Source organism: Rhodococcus sp. Ni2, assembly GCF_021352185.1.
Classification (GTDB): Bacteria; Actinomycetota; Actinomycetes; order Mycobacteriales; family Mycobacteriaceae; genus Rhodococcus_F; species Rhodococcus_F qingshengii.
In genome coordinates this window covers 2,449,517-2,467,959 of sequence record NZ_WOXZ01000001.1, presented here as the reverse complement: position 1 = coordinate 2,467,959, position 18,443 = coordinate 2,449,517, and the positions used below count along the sequence as shown (strand labels likewise).

The following is an 18,443-nucleotide window of genomic DNA, read 5'->3' as shown; positions in this document are numbered from 1 at the left end:
ACATCGAAGTATCTCGCAGATGGGGACGTTGGTGTCAGGGTGTGGGAGCGCTCTCGGCGACGGGCACGACCTCGGCGTCGGTGTCTTTGTGGTTCCGGTAGCGGTAGAGCCCGATACCCACGAGGATCGCTGCAAGTCCCAGGGACACGATCATCTGGCTGCGCGTCGAGTCCAGGGTGAGCATTCCGATGCAGAGCGCGATGATGGCGGCGATCGTGGCGTAGGTCAGGTACGGGAAGAACCACATCTTGAGTTCCAGCTCCTGGCCCGAAGCTTCGAGCTTGCGGCGGGTGCGCAGCTGGGACACCGAGATGACCAGCCAGACGAACAGCGCGATCGCACCGGAGGAGTTGACCAGGAACAGGAAGACCTTGTCCGGGGAGAGGTAGTTCATGCCGACGGTCAGGAAGCCGACGATCGTCGAGACCAGGACAGCGCGCATCGGGACGCCGGTCTTCTCGATACGTGAGAGCGACTTGGGGGCGTCGCCGCGGCCGGCGAGGGAGAAGATCATGCGGCTCGCGGTGTAGAGACCGGAGTTGAGGCAGGACAGAACCGACGTGAGGACGACGACGTCCATGATGTTGCCCGCGGCCGGAATGCCGTAGGAGTCCATGACGGCGACGTACGGGCTGAGTGCAACCGACGCGCTGTCCCAGGGAAGCAGGGTGACGACCACTGCGATCGAGCCGATGTAGAAGATGAGAATTCGCCAGACGACGGATTTGACGGCTGCGCGAACAGCTTCGAGCGGGTTGGCCGATTCACCGGCGGCGATGGTGGCGATTTCGGCCCCGAAGAACGAGAACACGACCACAAGGACTGCGGCGAGCATCGCTCCTGTTCCGTTCGGCAGGAAGCCGCCGTGACCGGTCAGGTTTGTCATTCCGGGTGCTTCGACGCCGGGCATCCATCCGCAGATCGCCACGATGCCCATGCCGAGGAACGCGATGATGGCGACGACCTTGATGGAGGCGAACCAGAACTCGAACTCGCCGAACGACTTGACCGAGATGATGTTGGTCAGCGTCAGCACGATCATCAGAATCAATGCCCAGGTCCACTGGGGAACGCCGGGGACCCAGCGATTCATGATGAGGGCACCGGCGGTGGCCTCGATGCCGAGCACGATGATCCAGAACCACGCGTACAGCCAGCCGATCGAGAAGCCCGCCCAGCGGCCGATGGCCTTGTCGGCGTACGAGGAGAACGAGCCGGTTTCCGGCGACGCTGCCGACATCTCACCGAGCATGCGCATCACGAGGATGACGACGACGCCGGCAAGCGCGTAGGAAATCAGGACACCGGGTCCCGTCTCCTGGATCGCCACACCGGAGCCGACGAACAGTCCGGCGCCGATGACGCCTGCGATCGCAATCATCGACAGATGCCGCTTCTTCAGCGTGTGCTGAAGTGCCGGCTGGTCTGTACTGGACATCAGTACTCCTTGTGGGCTGTTCGGAACGTGGATCTCGGTGGCGCTCTATCCGGAGCGCATTTTCGATAGCGCCAGTGTCGGACCTTCGGCAAGCTCGCGTCAGGCTCCACTTTGTACAAACGTGACCGCAGGCACTACAAAGTGGCGAGTTCGAGGTGTCAGACTGGACTCATGCCCATCACGCTCCGCCAGCTTTGTGCGACCGAACAGTTCGGCCTTCGCGTCCTGGCTGGGCACGACCAGCTCGATCGCACCCTGACCTGGGCACATGTCTCCGAACTTCCCGACCCGACGCCCTTCCTCGACGGCGGTGAACTACTACTCATCACCGGGGTGTCACTACCGACGACGGCCGCGGAAACGACCCGATTCGTACGGACCCTGGTGGCGGCCGGAATTGCCGGAATCGGTTTCGGAACCGGCCTCGGATACGAGCAGGCGCCACAGACTCTGGTGGATGCGGCCACCCGTTTCAGTGTGCCCCTTCTCGACGTCCCATTGCGAACACCTTTCATCGCCCTGACCAAAGCGGTGTCGAAGGCGCAATCCGACGACGACATGAAAGCGCTGCGCAGCAATTACCAGAGCCTGCGGCGACTGCTTCAAGCTGCGGTGACGGTCAACGGCACCCGGGCAGTCGTACGACGGGTGGCGGAATTGATCGGCGGATGGGCGGCTCTGCTGGACTCGGCCGGACATACCGTCGAGATCTCACACACCGCCGCGGCCGCCGGAATCGAGCGAACTGCCCCCGAGCGCGACGCCCGCCCGATGGAAGTCAGTTTCCTCACGAGTGAGAACGAGGACGTCATCTCCCATCCGCTGCTGACGTCGAGGGGAAAGCTGATGGGGTACCTCGTCGCCGGCTGCCCCGGCGCCGTCGGTTCACTGAATCAGGGCATCGTCATCGCAGCCGCGTCTCTGCTCACGTTGATGACGGCTCGAACCCGAGACGCACAGCTGACGATGAACCACCTTCGTACCGTTGCGATGCATCAGCTGTTCGAGGGACAGAATGCGCTCGCCCGCAACATCTCCGGGGAACTGTGGGGAGGATTTCCGGTCGAGCCTTTCCAGGTCTTCCACGTAGCGGGCCCGAGTGGCCTGCTCGAGAGCGTGTCCGTCTCACTGCTCGATGGTCTCAGCCGCGATCTGGCGTTCGGCATCACCGACGGTGCACTGATTGCCGTCGTCTCGGCTACCGACAGCGGGCGAATCCTCGCCCGTGTCAACGAAATCGACGTCACCGTCGGCGTGTCGGACATGCTGTGGTGGGACGATCTCTCGCGCGCCAGACGCCAAGCCGCGCAGGCAGCAGCCGAGGCCGGTGCCCGCAACCTGCCTTCGATGCGGTTCGCCGAACTCTCGGAGAGCGGATTGTCCGCATTTCTCGACCAGGATCGCTCGACGGCATTCGCGGCGGCACACTTGCGCCCGCTTCTGGAAGCGAAGGGCGGTAGCGATCTCTACCGGACCTTGGCCATGTGGTTGGCACACAACGGGGTGGGCGACGCCGCAGCCACAGCGCTGAATATTCATCGGCATACGTTGCGCAGCAGACTCGCTCGGATCGAGAGCCTTCTCCAGCTCGACCTCGGCTCCCCCACGGAACGTGCGGAGTTGTGGCTCGAGTACCGCCTGCTCGGCGACGCCCCGACCATCTGACCGACAACCAACGAACCCTGAACGACCTGAAGGGCCTCCGCCGGGTTACGGCAGAGACCCTTCAGAGTCGATACGTGCGAGTCGCTACCGACCGACCTTCCCCTAGCTTCCGCCCGTCGGTATCCACTCGCGGAGCACGTTGGCATCAACTACCTGCGCGCCCAAAACCTTTGTCCAGATGATGGTTCCGTTTTCGTAGACACGGAAGGTGCCTGCTTCGGAGGGCAACTGCATCTCCGGGCCGGCAGGAGCACCGAGAGAGCCGCTTTCACCGCCGAGCTCCCGATACTTCTTCTCGATCTGCGTCTCCGTAACCGTACCCGATGGATCGTCGGATGGCGAATTGGATTCCGGCACTGTCGATTCCGAATCCGGTGCCACTACCACACCCGCACCGTCACCGATGGTGAACCAGTCGGATTTCAGGCCGAGTTTCTGGCGGAACTGAATTCCGGTGGCGCCAACAGTTGCATTTGTTCCGACTACCTCGACTGCCGTCACTCGCCCGCCGTCGGTACCGAATCCGTTGCGCGAGAGAATCTTGAGCGATTGCAGCTCACCCACATCGAAGGCGTCCGCAATCTGCCCTGCGGTCAGATTCACTGTCCAGTCATGATTCGGAGAAAGGGCGTCACCGAGATCCTCGACGGCCGGGAATTCACCGCCGGAGCTGTAACCTCCTGTGGACGAGGAGAATTCGGTGGCAACGATCTTGCCGTCACGCGACAGAACGGCGCCGGCGGTGGACCGGACGGCTTCGGTGGTGCGGGGATCTTCCTTGCCCGCTCCGCCGTAGACCTGGCAGTCCTGAGTGTCGCAGGTGTCGGCGTACGAGCTGCGATGCTCGGTCGCAGCGTACGAGCGTGCTGCCACGGCTTGCGCCCGTAGCGCTTCGGCCCCACCGGAATCGGCCCATTCGGCCTTCGCTTCGACCGGCACCACGCCGAGCAGGTAGTCCTCCATGTCGAGGAGATTGACTGTCCGAGCCGAGCCGTTGTCGAGCACTACGCCGAGGGCGCCTCGATAGGGCGCGTCGTTGTTGCACAGCTTCAGGAACTGGTCGGCGGGTCGATCAGGACCGAGGTCCACCGGGTCCACCCACGGATGGTCGGTGACCGCTTCCCAGACAACCCCGCCACCGCACCCGCTGGTGACCACTACCTGCGCACCGCCACCGGGCAGTGCAGTGAGATGGGCAGCCTCGCCGGGCGCGGTGCGCTGACCGTTGACCACGAGGCCGGCGTCGGAGTAGACGTCGAGCGTCGAGTTGTCCTGGGCCGTGAGCCGCACACTCATCTGGGCAGGCGGCATCGAGTCCAGGACGGTTCCCCCGTAGTAGTGACTGAGGATTCGCTCGCCGGACCAGCCGTCGTTCTTGGCGTAGCCGTAAGCGCCCCACTGGCCCATTCCACGGCCATGTCCGTTGCCGTGCCCGGAGAGCGTGAATTGCGTGTCGGCAGCGACGGCGTGCAGGATCGACGGCTCGTCAGCGCGGATTTGCGTGAAACCTCCGATCGCGACGCCGAGCGCAAGAGCCGGAACGAGACCGAGGACCGAGATCCGCATCAGCGAGGTTCGCCTCCCGGGTCCGCCCACCAGAAAGCGACCTGCGCGACCGGACACAGGCTTCTTACCTGCAGTTCCGCTTCTTCCGCTTCTCGCCATCAATGCTCTCCTCATCGCTACCGGCCTCACGAGTCCGCGAAGTCGGTACTTCGCGCGCAGGCCAGTCCACAACGATTTAACTAAAGTCTCACCCTAAGGTTGAGCGTTATGGACTTTTGTGACTAGTGTGGCAAGAGTGTTTGGAGTTAGCAACACCAGTCACACGAGTCACATCAGCATCACGAGTTGCAGACGTACGCGTCCGAAAACTGGAGTTCAACCCCAGAACATGGCATCCGACCTGCTCGGATCCGGTTTTGAAGGATTCCGTTCACGGCCGTCATCGGCCCTGAAGTTCGCTCGCAAGTAACTACAACCGAGGAGTAATCCCTTGCCACACCGTCGACCGAAGCCCTCGCTCGTACTCGGGGCTGTAGCCGCAGTGGCTGTCGCAAGTCCTTTTGCGGTCTACGGCTTCACGAGCACTACGTCCGATGTACGTTCCGCGAACGAGACGACGTCAGTAGCAGTGCCGACCCAGATCGCAGAGGTGCTCCTCGCGTCGGTGCCCGACATCATCATTCCGGTCAAGGAGCTGACCGGTCTCGATCTCCCCGACATCAACCTCGGTGATCTGAGAAACCTCAAGCTCCCGACCGAAATCCCGCTACCTCCCGGGATCACGCTGCCGACCGAGCTGTTCCCGGCACCCGCTGCTCCCGGCGCCCCGACCGAAACCGCTCCGGTTCCTTCCGAGGAAGAGCCAGGTGCCGTGGTCAAGGAAGTCACCCGCGACACTCCGTTCAGCATGGTCGCGTTGACCTCGGACACCATCGCCTCGGCGCAGTCCAAGGTCCGCGCCCTGGCCGAAGACGGCACCTGGGGCCCGTGGTTCACCCCTGACGCCATCGACTCCGCCAGCTCGGATCAGGCCACCAACTCCGGTACCGCCACCGAACCGGTCTTCGTCGGCGCCACCAAGTCCATCCAGATCCTCACGCCGCAGGGTGCCGCTGCTCCCGCAGCCGAGGTTGTGCCGGCCCCGACTCCGGAAGCTGCCCCCGCGCCCGCTCCGGAAGCTGCCCCCGCTGAAGCACCCGCAGCCACCGGCGAACTCGGGTACACACCCGCTTCGGTGTCCAAGCCGCTTCGCCAGGTGACGACGGCAGCAGATGCCGTCACCGCCGTGTTGATCGACCCGGGTGCCAGCGAGGCAGACAGCAATCTGCAGGCCGTCGCAGCGCCGCTCGGCGGCAGCGGACCGTCCGTCATCACCCGTGCTCAGTGGGGAGCAGACGAGTCACTTCGCTGCGACTCCCCCACCTACGACGACTTCATCGGTGGCGCGACCGTTCACCACACCGCAGGTAGCAACAACTACACGAAGGCCGAATCGGCCGGCATCGTCCGCTCGATCTATGCCTACCACGCACAGACGCTCGGCTGGTGCGACGTCGGATACAACGTCCTCGTCGACAAGTACGGTCAGACCTTCGAAGGCCGCGCAGGCGGACTCGACAAGGCAGTTCAGGGTGCACACGCGGGTGGATTCAACGAGAACACCACCGGTATCGCGATGATGGGCGACTACTCCACCGTCGAGCCTTCGCAGGCGACGCTCAACGCCGTCGGCAAGTTCCTCGGTTGGAAGCTCGGCATGGCCGGACTCGATCCCAAGGGCCGAACGACGATGTACTCCGAGGGCACCGAGTTCACGCCGTACCCGCAGGGCGCAGCAGTCGATCTGCCGATCATCTTCGCCCACCGCGACGTCGGAAACACCGCGTGCCCGGGTGATGCCGCATACGCACACATGAACGACATCCGGAACATCGCGGCCGCGAACATCGGGGGAACGTTGAACCCCTCGAACCCCTCCAATCCGTCGACACCCGCGCCCAAGCCGACCACTCCGGTCGACACGGTCACCGGTGGCACCGGTTCGTCGATCCCGGATCTGGTCACCCAGATTCTGCAGATCACCGACAATTCACCGCTCGCGCAGAAGTGGATCGCCGAAGGTGGCGAGATCGGACGCCTCGGCCAGGCACTGTCCGGAATTCTGCAGGCGAAGCTCGGCAACCAGGGTGCGCTGTTCCAGAACGGCGCTGTCTACACCTCGCCGAACGGCGGAGTGTTCACCGTGCTCGGCGAGATCTTCAAGTCGTGGCAGAGTTTCGGTTCCGACGCGGGTGAACTGGGATTGCCGATCTCGGACGAGTACTCGATCCCGGACGGCCTGCGAAGCGACTTCGAGAACGGTTCGCTGATCTTCAACCAGATCACCGGCATGGTCACGAAGGTCCTCAAGACCTACAACGAGACCTTTGCCCAGGAAATGGCCAACAGCGCGCCTGTCGGCTGACACTCGAGCAGTACACGTCCTCGGGCGCTGGTGGGTTCTACAACCACCAGCGCTCGAGGACTTTTGCGACCCCGTGTGCCGAATTGGTGTCGGTGACCTCGTCGGCTGCGGCTTTGGCTTCGGGGTGAGCGTTGCCCATGGCAACGCCGAGGCGTGCCATCCCCAGCATCGGGATGTCGTTGGGCATGTCCCCGAAGGCAACCAGACCCGACAGGTCGAAGCCGAACCTCTCCGCGGCGGCAACCAGGCCCGACGCCTTCGTGATTCCCGGCGCCGAGAGTTCGATCAGTCCGTTCTCGGTGGAGTACGTCATGTCGGCGAGCGCACCGACGTGCGGAGCGAGCGTGTCGTACATCGCCGTGCTGGTCATGCCTGGACGGCGAATCAGGAGTTTGACGGCCGGCGCCGCAAGCACTTCGTCCTCGGACATCTCGGTGTTGTCCGGGTTGAGCCAGGCATGTTCGTAGTCCGGTGAGCTGACGAACTGTGGGGTGGCGGCGTCATGTGCGCTCTCCCCCACTCGTTCCGCGGCCAAACCTGCGCCCGGGAGTGCAACCAGTGCCAGCTCGGAGAGTTCGGTGAGTGCGTCGACCGACAAGGTCGCGGCGCTGAGGACGCGGTCGGCGTAGCTGTCGTAGACAACGGCTCCATTGGCGCAGACGGCGAGTGGCGCGTATCCCAAGCCCTCGACGACGGGCGAAATCCATCGCGGAGGACGCCCGGTTGCCAGCAGGAACGGCGTGCCGGATTCGACGACGGCATGCACGGCGGCGCGGGTGCGGGCACTGACCAACTCGTCGTGATCGATGAGGGTGCCGTCGACATCGGTCGCAACCAAGGTTGGGCGGTCAGGGCTGATACGACGGTCTGGGCTCACACCGCCATTGTGCCTGCCCGGTACGACGGTCTCGCTCAGCGCGCCCGCTTCGCGCGTTCCTGTGCGTCCATGGCCGCAGCTTCCTCCGGCGTCGGTGCGCCACCGCCGAGTCGGCGCGGCACCCAGTACGCCCCGGGCTCGTGCACGAACCCGTCCTGCACGTGGCGCAGGATTGCATCCATCTCGATGCGCAGGATCTCGCTCAATGCTTCGGCGGGCTCGACCGGATCGATCGGTGCGCCCACTTCCACCGAGATCGGGAAATGATTGCGGCCCAGATTTTTCGGTCCGCCCTTGGTGACGATCCGCTGGGCGCCCCAGACGATCAGCGGAATTATCGGTACGCCGGCGTCGATGGCCATCCGAGCTGCTCCGGATTTCATTTCCTTGATCTCGAAGCTCCGGCTGATCGTCGCCTCCGGGTAGACGCCCACCAGTTCGCCCCGTTTCAGGGCGTCGACTCCGGCTCGATACGCCTGCGCTCCGGCAGAGCGATCGACTTCGATGACGCCGCATCCACGCATGAGGAAGCCGAGGACCTTGTTGTCCGCCAACTCGGCCTTTGCCATCACCCTGAGCTTGCGTTTCGCGGTACCGACCGCCAGGGCCGCCGGTATGAAATCGAGGTAGCTCGTGTGGTTGATCGCGATGACGGCGCCACCGGACACCGGGACGTTCTCAGTCCCGGTGCGGGTGACCTTCACACCCTGGAAACCGCTCAGACCACGCGCGACTACCTCGACAGCGGTGTAAACGGGTTCGAAGGACATCGGTCAGCCTTCGGACTTCCGCGCCTCGCGAGCCTTGGCTTTCGCCTCGGCCTCATCGGCATCCATCTTGTCGGCCTGCTCGAGCGTCGGCGCGCTGCCACCGAGGCGGGCCGGCACCCAGTACTCGCCGGCGGGATGGTCGTAGCTCTTCTGCAGATCGAGCAGCAACTCCTGCATCGTCGACCGCAGCTTCGCCGTCAGCTCACTCGCCGGCTCGAAAGGTGCAATCGGCTCGCCGACGGCAATGGAGATGGGAGTGTTGGTGCGGCCCAAACGCTTCGGATAACCCTTCGTCCACACGCGCTGAGCGCCCCAGATGACGACGGGAACGATCGGGACGCCCGCCTCGATCGCCATGCGGGCGGCGCCGGACTTGAATTCCTTGATCTCGAAGCTCCGACTGATCGTGGCTTCGGGGTACACGCCCACCAATTCGCCGCGCTTCAGGAAATCTACGGCCGCCTTGTAGGAGTCGGCGCCCGCGCCGCGGTCGACCGGGATGTGCTTGAGGGCCCGCATGATCGGTCCGGAGATCTTGTTGTCGAAGACCTCTTTCTTGGCCATGAACCGGATGTAGCGCTTCGGGGTCCGTGCCGGCAGTCCCGCATACGTGAAGTCCATGTACCCGGTGTGGTTGATCGCGATCACGGCGCCACCGGACGCCGGGATGTTCTGCTCTCCCTTGACGGAGAACTTCAGGCCCTCGAAAGCGAAGACGGTACGGGCGATGCCGATGACTGTTCTGTAAACGGGATCCACAGTTCGCTAGCGTAGACGGGAATCCGTGATCTGACCCGCAGCAGTTCTGGGGTGGATGTTGGTCAGAATGTCGCAAAAGGGGCGTACGAACGAATGAAGTCGGCAGGACGAGCGGCAGTGGGGGCAGTCGCACTCGCCATGACGTTGGCGATAACCGCATGTGAGGACGACGGACGGACGGGAATCCTGACGGACGAACCGTCTCCGCCGACGACTGAAACCACGACGACAACCACTCTCGCACCCACGACGACAATTGCGCCCGCTGCGCCGGTCGCGCCACCTCCGGTTGGTGACGTGCCCGGCAATCCGGCTGCTGCGCCGGCCTTGGCAGCTTGGGCAACGGACCTGGTGTCCTTGGACGTGGACGCGCTCACGAACGCATGCTGGACGATGCCGCCCACAACGATCGCCGACCGATACTCGGATGTTCCCGCCATCTTGACGGCCATCGCCGCACCAGGCGTCGACGGCCAGTACGCGGTCACCTGGAGCGGCGGCGGACTCTCCGTCGCCGCCAAGCGCTCGGAGATCGCTTCCGGCTATGCGTGCCCGTTCGTCTTCCCTGCGGGGCAATCAAACTTCTACACCGCGGCCGACGCTTCCCACGCCGTCGTCAGGTTTCTCTCACGCGCCACGGGACGGCCGGTCAATACCCGCGACGTCGAGACGTTCTATCCACTGATCTGCCCCGGCAACAGCCCGTGGGATCCGGACGGCACCGGCGCCACCGGCCAGCCGCCTCTCAAGCTCGATCCGAATCAGCTGGCCGGTATCAAGTCTTTCGACGCCGACGCTGCAACAGTCACTCCGGTTCGCGGCGACTACGTCCGTGTCACCCTGCCCGTCAGCGACGGAACCGGTAACTCGCGCTCGATGCAGTTCACCCTGTCGATCGGCCCCGAGGGATATTGCCTCGGGGCCGCGACCTGAACTGTTCCGGTCAGGAACCGAACGGAAGGAAATCGCTCGAGCCAGCGCTTCCTGAACCGAGGCTGCCCGTGCCACCGCCGGTTGCAGCCTTGATCTGAATTGCGTGGGCCGTCGAGGTGGATCCTGTGAATCCGGTTGCCCCGCTGTAGATTGCCGAAATCGAATGCGTGCCGGTTGTGGTGAAGGTGTGGTTCAGCGCCGCGATCCCGTTGACCACTGCAACAGCGTCACCGATCGGAGTATCCCCATCCATGAACTGCACCGTTCCACCGTTCTGCACCGAACTGACAGTCGCCGACAGGGTCACCGACTTGTTCACCACGGCATCACCAGGCACCGTCACCACAGTCTCCGTGGTGACATCCGAAGGCGCAGGGTCCGTTACATTCACCGTCCGCGCCTGGGCCGAGGATCCGACTACACCGGCTCCTCCCGAATAGACCGCAGTGATGCTGTGCGCACCCGCAGAGGTAAACGAATGCGTCAGGCCCGCAGCGCCGGCCGTAACCGCTTCAGGACCGCCGATCGCGACGCCACCGTCGTAGAACTGCACGGTTCCGAAGCCGACAGCATCATCCGACGACGTTCGGACGGTTGCCCACAAGTCGGTCGCCACACCAGTTTTGGCGTCGGTCGGAATATTCAGTTCGACGACGGATTCCTGGTCGGCAACACTGACCTGAACTGACTTCGCACTCGCAACCGAGTTCTTGAATCCGGCACCAGCGGTGAAATCCGCGGTAATGCTCTGTGCACCAGCAGCATCGAAAGAATGTGAGAGGGTCGCGGTGCCACCGGACACCGTCACCGGGGAACCGATCGCAGTGCCATTTGACTTGAACTGCACCGAACCCACAGCGTTGTTCGGAGCTACCGTCGCGGTGAGATCAACAGCAGTACCCGTAACCGCCGTAGCCGGAACCGACAGCGACGTCGTCGTCTCGACATCCACCGGAGCCGGATCAGACACCGTCACCGCCTGAGCCGACGCCGACGAACTCACAAAGCCAGCACCGGCGGTGAAATCGGCCGTAACACTTTGTGCACCAGCAGCATCGAACGCATGACTCAATGTCGCAACACCGCCAGTCACCGTGACCGGAGTGCCGATCGCAGTGCCGTTCGACTTGAACTGCACCGTACCGACAGCATTGTTCGGAGCGACCGTCGCGGTCAGATCAACAGCCGTGCCCGTGATGGCAGTTGCGGGAACCGAGAGTGAGGTCGTGGTCTGGACATCCACCGGAGCCGGATCCGACACCGTCACCGTCTGAGCAGGCGCCGACGAGCTGACAAACCCTGCACCGGCAGTGAAGTCAGCCGTAACACTTTGAGCACCAGCAACATCGAACGCATGCGACAGAGTCGCAACACCGCCAGTAACCGTGACCGGGGAGCCGATTGCCGTGCCGTTCGACTTGAACTGCACCGAACCCACAGCATTGTTCGGAGCAACCGTCGCGGTCAGATCAACAGCCGTACCCGTGATTGCCGTAGCCGGAACCGACAACGACGTCGTCGTCTCCACATCCACCGGAGCCGGATCAGACACCGTCACCGTCTGAGCAGGCGCCGACGAACTCACAAAGCCAGCACTGGCGGTGAAGTCAGCCGTAACACTCTGAGCACCAGCAGTATCGAACGTATGGCTCAATGTCGCAACACCCGACGTAACTGCAACCGGTGAACCGATTGAAGTGCCGTTCGACTTGAACTGCACCGTGCCGACAGCGTTGTTCGGAGCGACGGTAGCGGTCAGATCTACGGCCGTACCCGTGACCGCCGTAGCCGGAACTTGAAGCGTTGTAGTCGTACTCAGCGCTGAGCTCGAGATCTCGATGGTCTGAGCTTGCGCGGTCGAACCACCAAAACCTGCAGTACCTGAGTAGACCGCAGTGATCGAGTGTGATCCCGTCGTGGTGAACGTGTGATCCAGGGTCGCCGCTCCGCCAGTCACCGCGATGGGTCCGCCGATGTCGATGCCACCGTCCTTGAACTGGACCGTTCCACCGTTAGCTGCCGGTGAGATGTTTGCGGTCAGCGCGACCGAGGTCTGCTCGACGGCACTACTCGGCACTGTCAACGACGCAGTCGTCTGTACATCGGCAGCGGCCACGCTCACTGTGCGTGCTGGTGACGTGGATGTCAGAAACTCGAGAACACCGTCGTATACAGCGGTGATGGAGTGATCGCCTGCCGCGGTGAATGTATGTGGCAGTGTGGCAACGCCATTGACGACGGCCACCGGGGCGCCGATGTCAGTTCCGCCATCCTTGAACTGAACGGTGCCGCCTGTCGGTGCCGGGGAGACCTGCGCAACCAAATCGGTCGACTGACCGACCGTTGCAGCCGCGCCGGATGTCACTGTGGTCGAGGTCGCCGCCTGCGAGACGACGTTGACGGTGGCCAATGCCTGACCACCCGCATTCAACCCACCACCACTCGAATCGCGCGGAGAGCAGTTGTAGCGCTCCCAGTACCCCGGCCAAAGGGTCTCGTACTGCAAGAACGTGAACGCATTCTTCGGCGAATTGAACGCACCCGAATCACCATCTGTGGCACGCAACTTCGGCTGCACCGTACTACCCGCGGCACCGGCAACCACCGTCACGTCGATCGCCGGCAACCGGAAGGTCTTCCCTGCCCCTACCTCGATTCCACCGTCACTGTTCTTGCTCGTGCTCGGGCCGTTACCGCCCTTGTTGTTCGAGTCAGCAGCCTGATTGTTCCCCGAAATACGCAGATGCGTACCCGCGCCATCCGCCGAACCGCCGTCGTTGATCCGAATCACCGACGGAGTCACACCGGACAAATTCGACGAAGTACCTGCCACGACCTGAGCATCCACCAACGACACCCCTGCAGGTATATCGAAGTCGTACTTGAGCCGCGTCCACTTACCGACACTGCGGCCTGCATGCCCACCCGTCGGCACCGACATCACGTTCGGCTGAACCCGATAGGTGAACGTCGACCCCGCCACCACCTTCTCCGGCGCAGACACCGTCACACCCGTCGAATGAAACACATCCGCGATATCAACAGCCAGATGTTCATAACCATCGCAACCCAGCTTGAACCCGATCGAGTTCTCCACCGCGGGAGATGACGTCGGAGCTGCCGAAGCAACGCCACCTGCCACCAGCACGCCACCGACCAACGCCGCCACCACGACCGCGGAACTTCTTCTCACCAACACGAACTCTCCTCAGCTAGCAACAGACGTGGATCGGGAACCGCACGGAAGGAGGTCACTCGAACAGAGCGGAAATCGGAATGGAGCTGGACGCTCGTACAGTACCCGTCAAAAGTAGTACTTGTATCAGTTATTTCAGACAAATATTCACGAATTGCCAATAGTTCAGCTAACGACCAATCCGCGATTCCCGAAGAGCAATGCCCCCTTGCACCTATGGGCGCAAGGGGGCATCACATCATCGGAGAATCATGAACCGAACGGCAGCGACAGCGAACCGAGCGAACCGAAGTCACCGCCCCCGTTACCGACGTTCACAACCGATGCAGTCGACGTGGAACCCGTGACGCCCTGGGCTCCGCTGTAGACCGCGGTGATCGAATGGTTGCCGGTCGTGGTGAAGGTGTGGCTCAGCACGGCCTGCCCACCGACAACATCAACGGCAGTTCCGATCGGAGTCGTTCCGTCGAAGAACTGGACGGTTCCCGACGTCGCGCCGGAAGAACTGACCACAGCCTTCAGCTGCACCGCCGTGCCGACCTTTGCCGAGGACGGAGCCGTCAACGACGTAGAGCTTTCGACATCCGACGGGGTCGGAACCGTGACATTGACGTCGACAGACTCCGCAGTGGACGACGTGAACACCCCGGATCCACTGAATACAGCCGAGACTGCAAAGGTGCCTTCTGCTCCGAAGACGTGCGGGAGCTTGGCAACTCCGTCAACAACCGCGACCGGGGCGCCCAGATCGACTCCACCGATCTTGAACTGGACCGTTCCGCCGGAAGGCACCAGGGCGTCCGAGGGATCTTCGGACACTGTCGCGAAGAGATCAACAGGCAGTCCGACCTTGGCTTCACCCTGAACACTCAGCACCGTCTTTGTCGCCTTGTCGACCGGAGCCGGATCAGACACCGTCACCGTCTGAGCAGGCGCCGACGAACTCACGAAGCCAGCACCAGCGGTGAAGTCAGCCGTAACACTTTGAGCGCCAGCAGCATCGAACGCGTGCGAGAGAGTCGCAACACCGCCACTCACCGTCACCGGAGTGCCGATCGAAGTGCCGTTCGACTTGAACTGCACCGTACCGACAGCAGTATTCGGAGCAACCGTCGCCGTCAGATCAACCGCCGTACCCGTGACCGCCGTCGGGGGAACCGACAACGACGTCGTCGTCTCCACATCCACCGGAGCCGGATCCGACACGGTCACCGTCTGAGCCGACGCCGACGAACTCACAAAGCCAGCACCAGCGGTGAAGTCAGCCGTAACACTCTGCGCGCCAGCAGCATCGAACGAATGGGTCAATGTCGCAACACCCGCGGAGACTGCCACCGGAGTGCCGATCGCCGTGCCGTTCGACTTGAACTGCACCGTACCCACAGCAGTATTCGGAGCCACCGTCGCCGTCAGATCAACCGCCGTACCCGTGACGGCAGTCGCCGGAACCGACAACGACGTCGTCGTCTCCACATCCACCGGAGCCGGATCCGACACGGTCACCGTCTGAGCAGGCGCCGACGAACTCACAAACCCTGCACCAGCGGTGAAGTCAGCCGTAACACTCTGCGCACCAGCAACATCGAACGCGTGCGACAGAGTCGCAACACCGCCACTCACCGTCACCGGAGAACCGATCGCAGTGCCGTTCGACTTGAACTGCACCGTACCCACAGCAGTATTCGGAGCAACCGTCGCCGTCAGATCAACCGCCGTACCCGTGATGGCCGTCGCCGGAACCGAGAGTGACGTCGTCGTCTCGACATCCACCGGAGCCGGATCAGAAACGGTCACCGTCTGAGCAGGCGCCGACGAACTCACAAACCCTGCACCAGCGGTGAAGTCAGCCGTAACACTCTGCGCACCAGCAACATCGAACGCGTGCGACAGAGTCGCAACACCGCCACTCACCGTCACCGGAGAACCGATCGCAGTGCCGTTCGACTTGAACTGCACCGTACCCACAGCATTGTTCGGAGCAACCGTCGCCGTCAGGTCAACCGCCGCACCCGTGATGGCCGTCGCCGGAACCGAGAGTGACGTCGTCGTCTCGACATCCACCGGAGCCGGATCAGAAACGGTCACCGTCTGAGCAGGCGCCGACGAACTCACAAACCCTGCACCAGCGGTGAAGTCAGCCGTAACACTCTGCGCACCAGCAACATCGAACGCGTGCGAGAGAGTCGCAACACCGCCACTCACCGTCACCGGAGAACCGATCGCAGTGCCGTTCGACTTGAACTGCACCGTACCGACAGCAGTGTTCGGAGCAACCGTCGCCGTCAGATCAACCGCCGTACCCGTGATGGCCGTCGCCGGAACCGAGAGTGACGTCGTGGTCTCGACATCCACCGGAGCCGAAGCAATGCTGATCGTCGCGAGTGGACCTGCACCAGCGTTGAGAGGCGTGGTGTCCCTGTTCTCGCGAGGCGAGCACCGGGTCGGAGCCCACTGTGTACCAAGGAAACTCGCCTTTGCGAGCTGAGTGCTGAAGTTTTCGCTGGCACCGAGGTTGCCGGCCGCACCCGCGGTCCTCACCTTCGGCTGGATCACTCCCGTCGCACCAGCGACCATCGTTACGTCGACTGCGGGAAGTCGGAACCACGTGTCTCCGTTGCCGTTTGTCGAGCCATCGAGGTTCTTCTTGGACTTCGGTACTCGAATTCCACCCTCCGAGTTCGTGCTCGTCGTCGGACTGTTGCCGATCACCTGGTTGTTTCCTGACAACCGCAGGATCCCGCCGCTGCCGTCGACATTGCCAGAATCGTTGACTCTGAGAACATTCGGTGCGACATTGTCGAGTCCGATGGAGGTACCTGCGACGACGGTAGCGGAAACGTACGTCGCATTGCTCGGGATGGCATAGTCGATTTTCAGACGTGACAAGTTCGTAGTAGTCGCTCCGGAGTCCTTGTCCGGATATGACGTTCCGCTCGGCTGAATTCGGTAGGTGAAAGTCTCGCCGGGCTGGACAGAAGCCGGGGCGTCGACCGTGATGAGGTTGTCGGTGACCTTGTGGACGTCTCCGATAATCGATCCGGCAACGCACGCTGTTTTGAAACCGGTGGTCGAGATAGCAGCTGACGCGGGCGTGCCGACCAGCAGCATTCCGGCGACCATGGCGGTTCCGGTTATGGGCACGGCGAATCGCCGCAACTGAGAGATTTGGGGCATGGGCACTTCCTTCGGAAGGGCAAACATGAGCAGTGGATTCGGACAAAACGTGTGCGCGCCGTCACAACATAACGAAAAAACTAGTACGTGTACTACTTTTGGCAAGACACTTGTCCAATTCACCCCGGACTCACCCTCGTATCACCAGACGCGGGATGGAAAAGCAGGGTATGGAAACTCGATTGAACGCAAAACTATCGCCAAAGCGGCCCATCGACAACGCTTTTGGTGGTCACCGCGCCAATCGGCGGGAAAAAGTTGATATTTCGTCAGTTCAGAAAAAGTTCCAAACCTACCAGTACGAAAGTACGAAAAGGGCCGCGACGGAGTCCGTCGCGGCCCTGATTGTGTTGGTTCAGCGTGTCAGCGAAGCACATCCGTGCCGACAAACGGCACCAATGCCTCGGGCACTCGCACCGAGCCGTCGGCCTGCTGATGGTTCTCGAGAATCGACACGATCCAGCGCGTCGTAGCCAAGGTGCCGTTGAGAGTGGCGGCCGTCTGCGGCTTGCCGTTCTCGTCGCGGTACCGAACTCCGAGGCGGCGGGCCTGGAACGTCGTGCAGTTGGACGTCGATGTCAGCTCGCGGTAAGTGCCCTGCGTCGGGACCCATGCCTCGCAGTCGAACTTACGCGCAGCCGAAGAACCGAGGTCTCCGCCGGCGACGTCGATCACGCGGTACGGAACGTCGATGGCTGCCAACATGTCTCGCTCCCACCCTAGGAGACGCTGGTGTTCGGCGTCGGCGTCCTCGGGACGGCAGTACGTGAACATCTCGACCTTGTCGAACTGATGGACACGGATGATGCCGCGGGTGTCCTTGCCGTAGCTTCCGGCCTCGCGGCGGAAGCACGAGGACCAACCGGCGTAGCGCTTCGGGCCTTCGTTCAGTTCGAGGATCTCGCCCGAGTGGTAGCCGGCCATGGGTACCTCGGAAGTTCCGACGAGGTACAGGTCGTCATCCTGCAAGTGGTAGATCTCGTCCGAGTGAGCACCGAGGAAGCCGGTACCGGCCATGATTTCCGGGCGTACGAGCACCGGCGGAATCATCATCGTGAATCCGTTGGCGATCGCCTTCTGCGCAGCCAACTGCAGCAGTCCGAGCTGGAGCATGGCCCCGTAGCCGGTCATGAAGTAGAAGCGCGAACCCGAAACCTTGGCGCCGCGTTCCATGTCGATCAGGCCGAGCGACTCGCCCAGCTCGAGGTGATCCTTCGGCTCGAAGTCGAACTTCGGAATCTCACCGACGTGTTCGAGAACGATGTAATCGTCCTCGCCGCCCGCCGGCGCACCTTCTTGTACGACGTTGGAAATCGCGCGGTGTGCGGCGTCGAGCGCGGCCTGCGCCTCGTGCTGCGCGGCCTCGGCTTCCTTGACCTTTGCCGCCAGTTCCTTGGAACCTTCGAGCAGTGCGGGACGCTCCTCCGGAGATGCCTGTCCGACCTTCTTGCCGAAGGCCTTCTGCTCTGCACGGAGGTTGTCTCCGGTCAGAACGGCAGCGCGTCGGGACGCGTCGGCTTCGAGCAGAGCGTCGACCAGTCCTGGATCTTCTCCACGGGTGCGCTGCGACTCGCGGACGATTTCGGGGTTCTCACGGAGAAACTTGAGGTCAATCACGACTTCGAACTTTACCCACTCACTGCAGCTCTCCGACGGTCACG

The 18,443-nt window shown here is 62.7% G+C and carries 11 protein-coding genes; 3 read left to right on the top strand and 8 right to left on the bottom strand.

The genetic code is table 11. The features are described from left to right. Positions 1–34 precede the first annotated feature (34 nt). Positions 35–1,438: an amino acid permease gene (locus tag GN300_RS12030; protein WP_007731826.1), complete on the bottom strand. Its 1,404-nt coding sequence runs from the start codon at positions 1,436–1,438 to the stop codon at positions 35–37. A 171-nt stretch (positions 1,439–1,609) separates the two neighbouring features. Here GN300_RS12030 and GN300_RS12025 point away from each other — a divergent pair, with 171 nt between their 5' ends. Next, the gene (locus tag GN300_RS12025) at positions 1,610–3,103 is read left to right on the top strand and encodes a PucR family transcriptional regulator (RefSeq protein ID WP_003943944.1); all 1,494 of its coding nucleotides are present in this window, start codon (positions 1,610–1,612) and stop codon (positions 3,101–3,103) included. A 102-nt stretch (positions 3,104–3,205) separates the two neighbouring features. Here the strand turns inward: GN300_RS12025 and GN300_RS12020 are convergent, their stop codons facing one another. Then, the gene (locus tag GN300_RS12020) at positions 3,206–4,768 is read right to left on the bottom strand and encodes a SpoIID/LytB domain-containing protein (RefSeq protein ID WP_054827106.1); all 1,563 of its coding nucleotides are present in this window, start codon (positions 4,766–4,768) and stop codon (positions 3,206–3,208) included. Positions 4,769–5,099: 331 nt separating this feature from the next. Here GN300_RS12020 and GN300_RS12015 point away from each other — a divergent pair, with 331 nt between their 5' ends. Further along, positions 5,100–7,073, top strand: coding sequence for an N-acetylmuramoyl-L-alanine amidase (locus GN300_RS12015; protein ID WP_030535825.1), 1,974 nt, complete (start codon positions 5,100–5,102; stop codon positions 7,071–7,073). A 37-nt stretch (positions 7,074–7,110) separates the two neighbouring features. Here GN300_RS12015 and GN300_RS12010 read toward each other — a convergent pair whose 3' ends face one another. The 3 genes from GN300_RS12010 to GN300_RS12000 are packed head-to-tail and all read right to left on the bottom strand — an operon-like array spanning position 7,111 to position 9,479. Further along, positions 7,111–7,932, bottom strand: a complete 822-nt coding sequence (locus tag GN300_RS12010; protein WP_063315969.1) for a Cof-type HAD-IIB family hydrolase — start codon at positions 7,930–7,932, stop codon at positions 7,111–7,113. 53 nt (positions 7,933–7,985) lie between these two features. Further along, the gene (locus GN300_RS12005; RefSeq protein ID WP_007731829.1) at positions 7,986–8,720 is read right to left on the bottom strand and encodes a 1-acyl-sn-glycerol-3-phosphate acyltransferase; all 735 of its coding nucleotides are present in this window, start codon (positions 8,718–8,720) and stop codon (positions 7,986–7,988) included. A 3-nt stretch (positions 8,721–8,723) separates the two neighbouring features. After that, entirely contained in the window at positions 8,724–9,479 is a 756-nt protein-coding gene (locus GN300_RS12000; RefSeq protein ID WP_042921233.1) for a 1-acyl-sn-glycerol-3-phosphate acyltransferase, read from the bottom strand. A 93-nt stretch (positions 9,480–9,572) separates the two neighbouring features. Here GN300_RS12000 and GN300_RS11995 point away from each other — a divergent pair, with 93 nt between their 5' ends. Next, positions 9,573–10,412 carry a hypothetical protein gene (locus GN300_RS11995; RefSeq protein WP_042921235.1) on the top strand — a complete coding sequence of 280 codons (840 nt, stop codon included), beginning with the start codon at positions 9,573–9,575 and terminating at the stop codon, positions 10,410–10,412. Positions 10,413–10,422: 10 nt separating this feature from the next. Here the strand turns inward: GN300_RS11995 and GN300_RS11990 are convergent, their stop codons facing one another. The 3 genes from GN300_RS11990 to serS form a co-directional block, all read right to left on the bottom strand. Beyond that, positions 10,423–13,605, bottom strand: coding sequence for an Ig-like domain-containing protein (locus tag GN300_RS11990; protein WP_063315970.1), 3,183 nt, complete (start codon positions 13,603–13,605; stop codon positions 10,423–10,425). Between the two features lie 252 nt (positions 13,606–13,857). After that, positions 13,858–16,782: an Ig-like domain-containing protein gene (locus tag GN300_RS11985; RefSeq protein WP_063315971.1), complete on the bottom strand. Its 2,925-nt coding sequence runs from the start codon at positions 16,780–16,782 to the stop codon at positions 13,858–13,860. Positions 16,783–17,145: 363 nt separating this feature from the next. After that, on the bottom strand, positions 17,146–18,399 hold the full coding sequence (serS, locus tag GN300_RS11980; RefSeq protein ID WP_007736032.1) for a serine--tRNA ligase: 1,254 nt from the start codon (positions 18,397–18,399) through the stop codon (positions 17,146–17,148). Between the last annotated feature and the right edge of the window lie 44 nt (positions 18,400–18,443).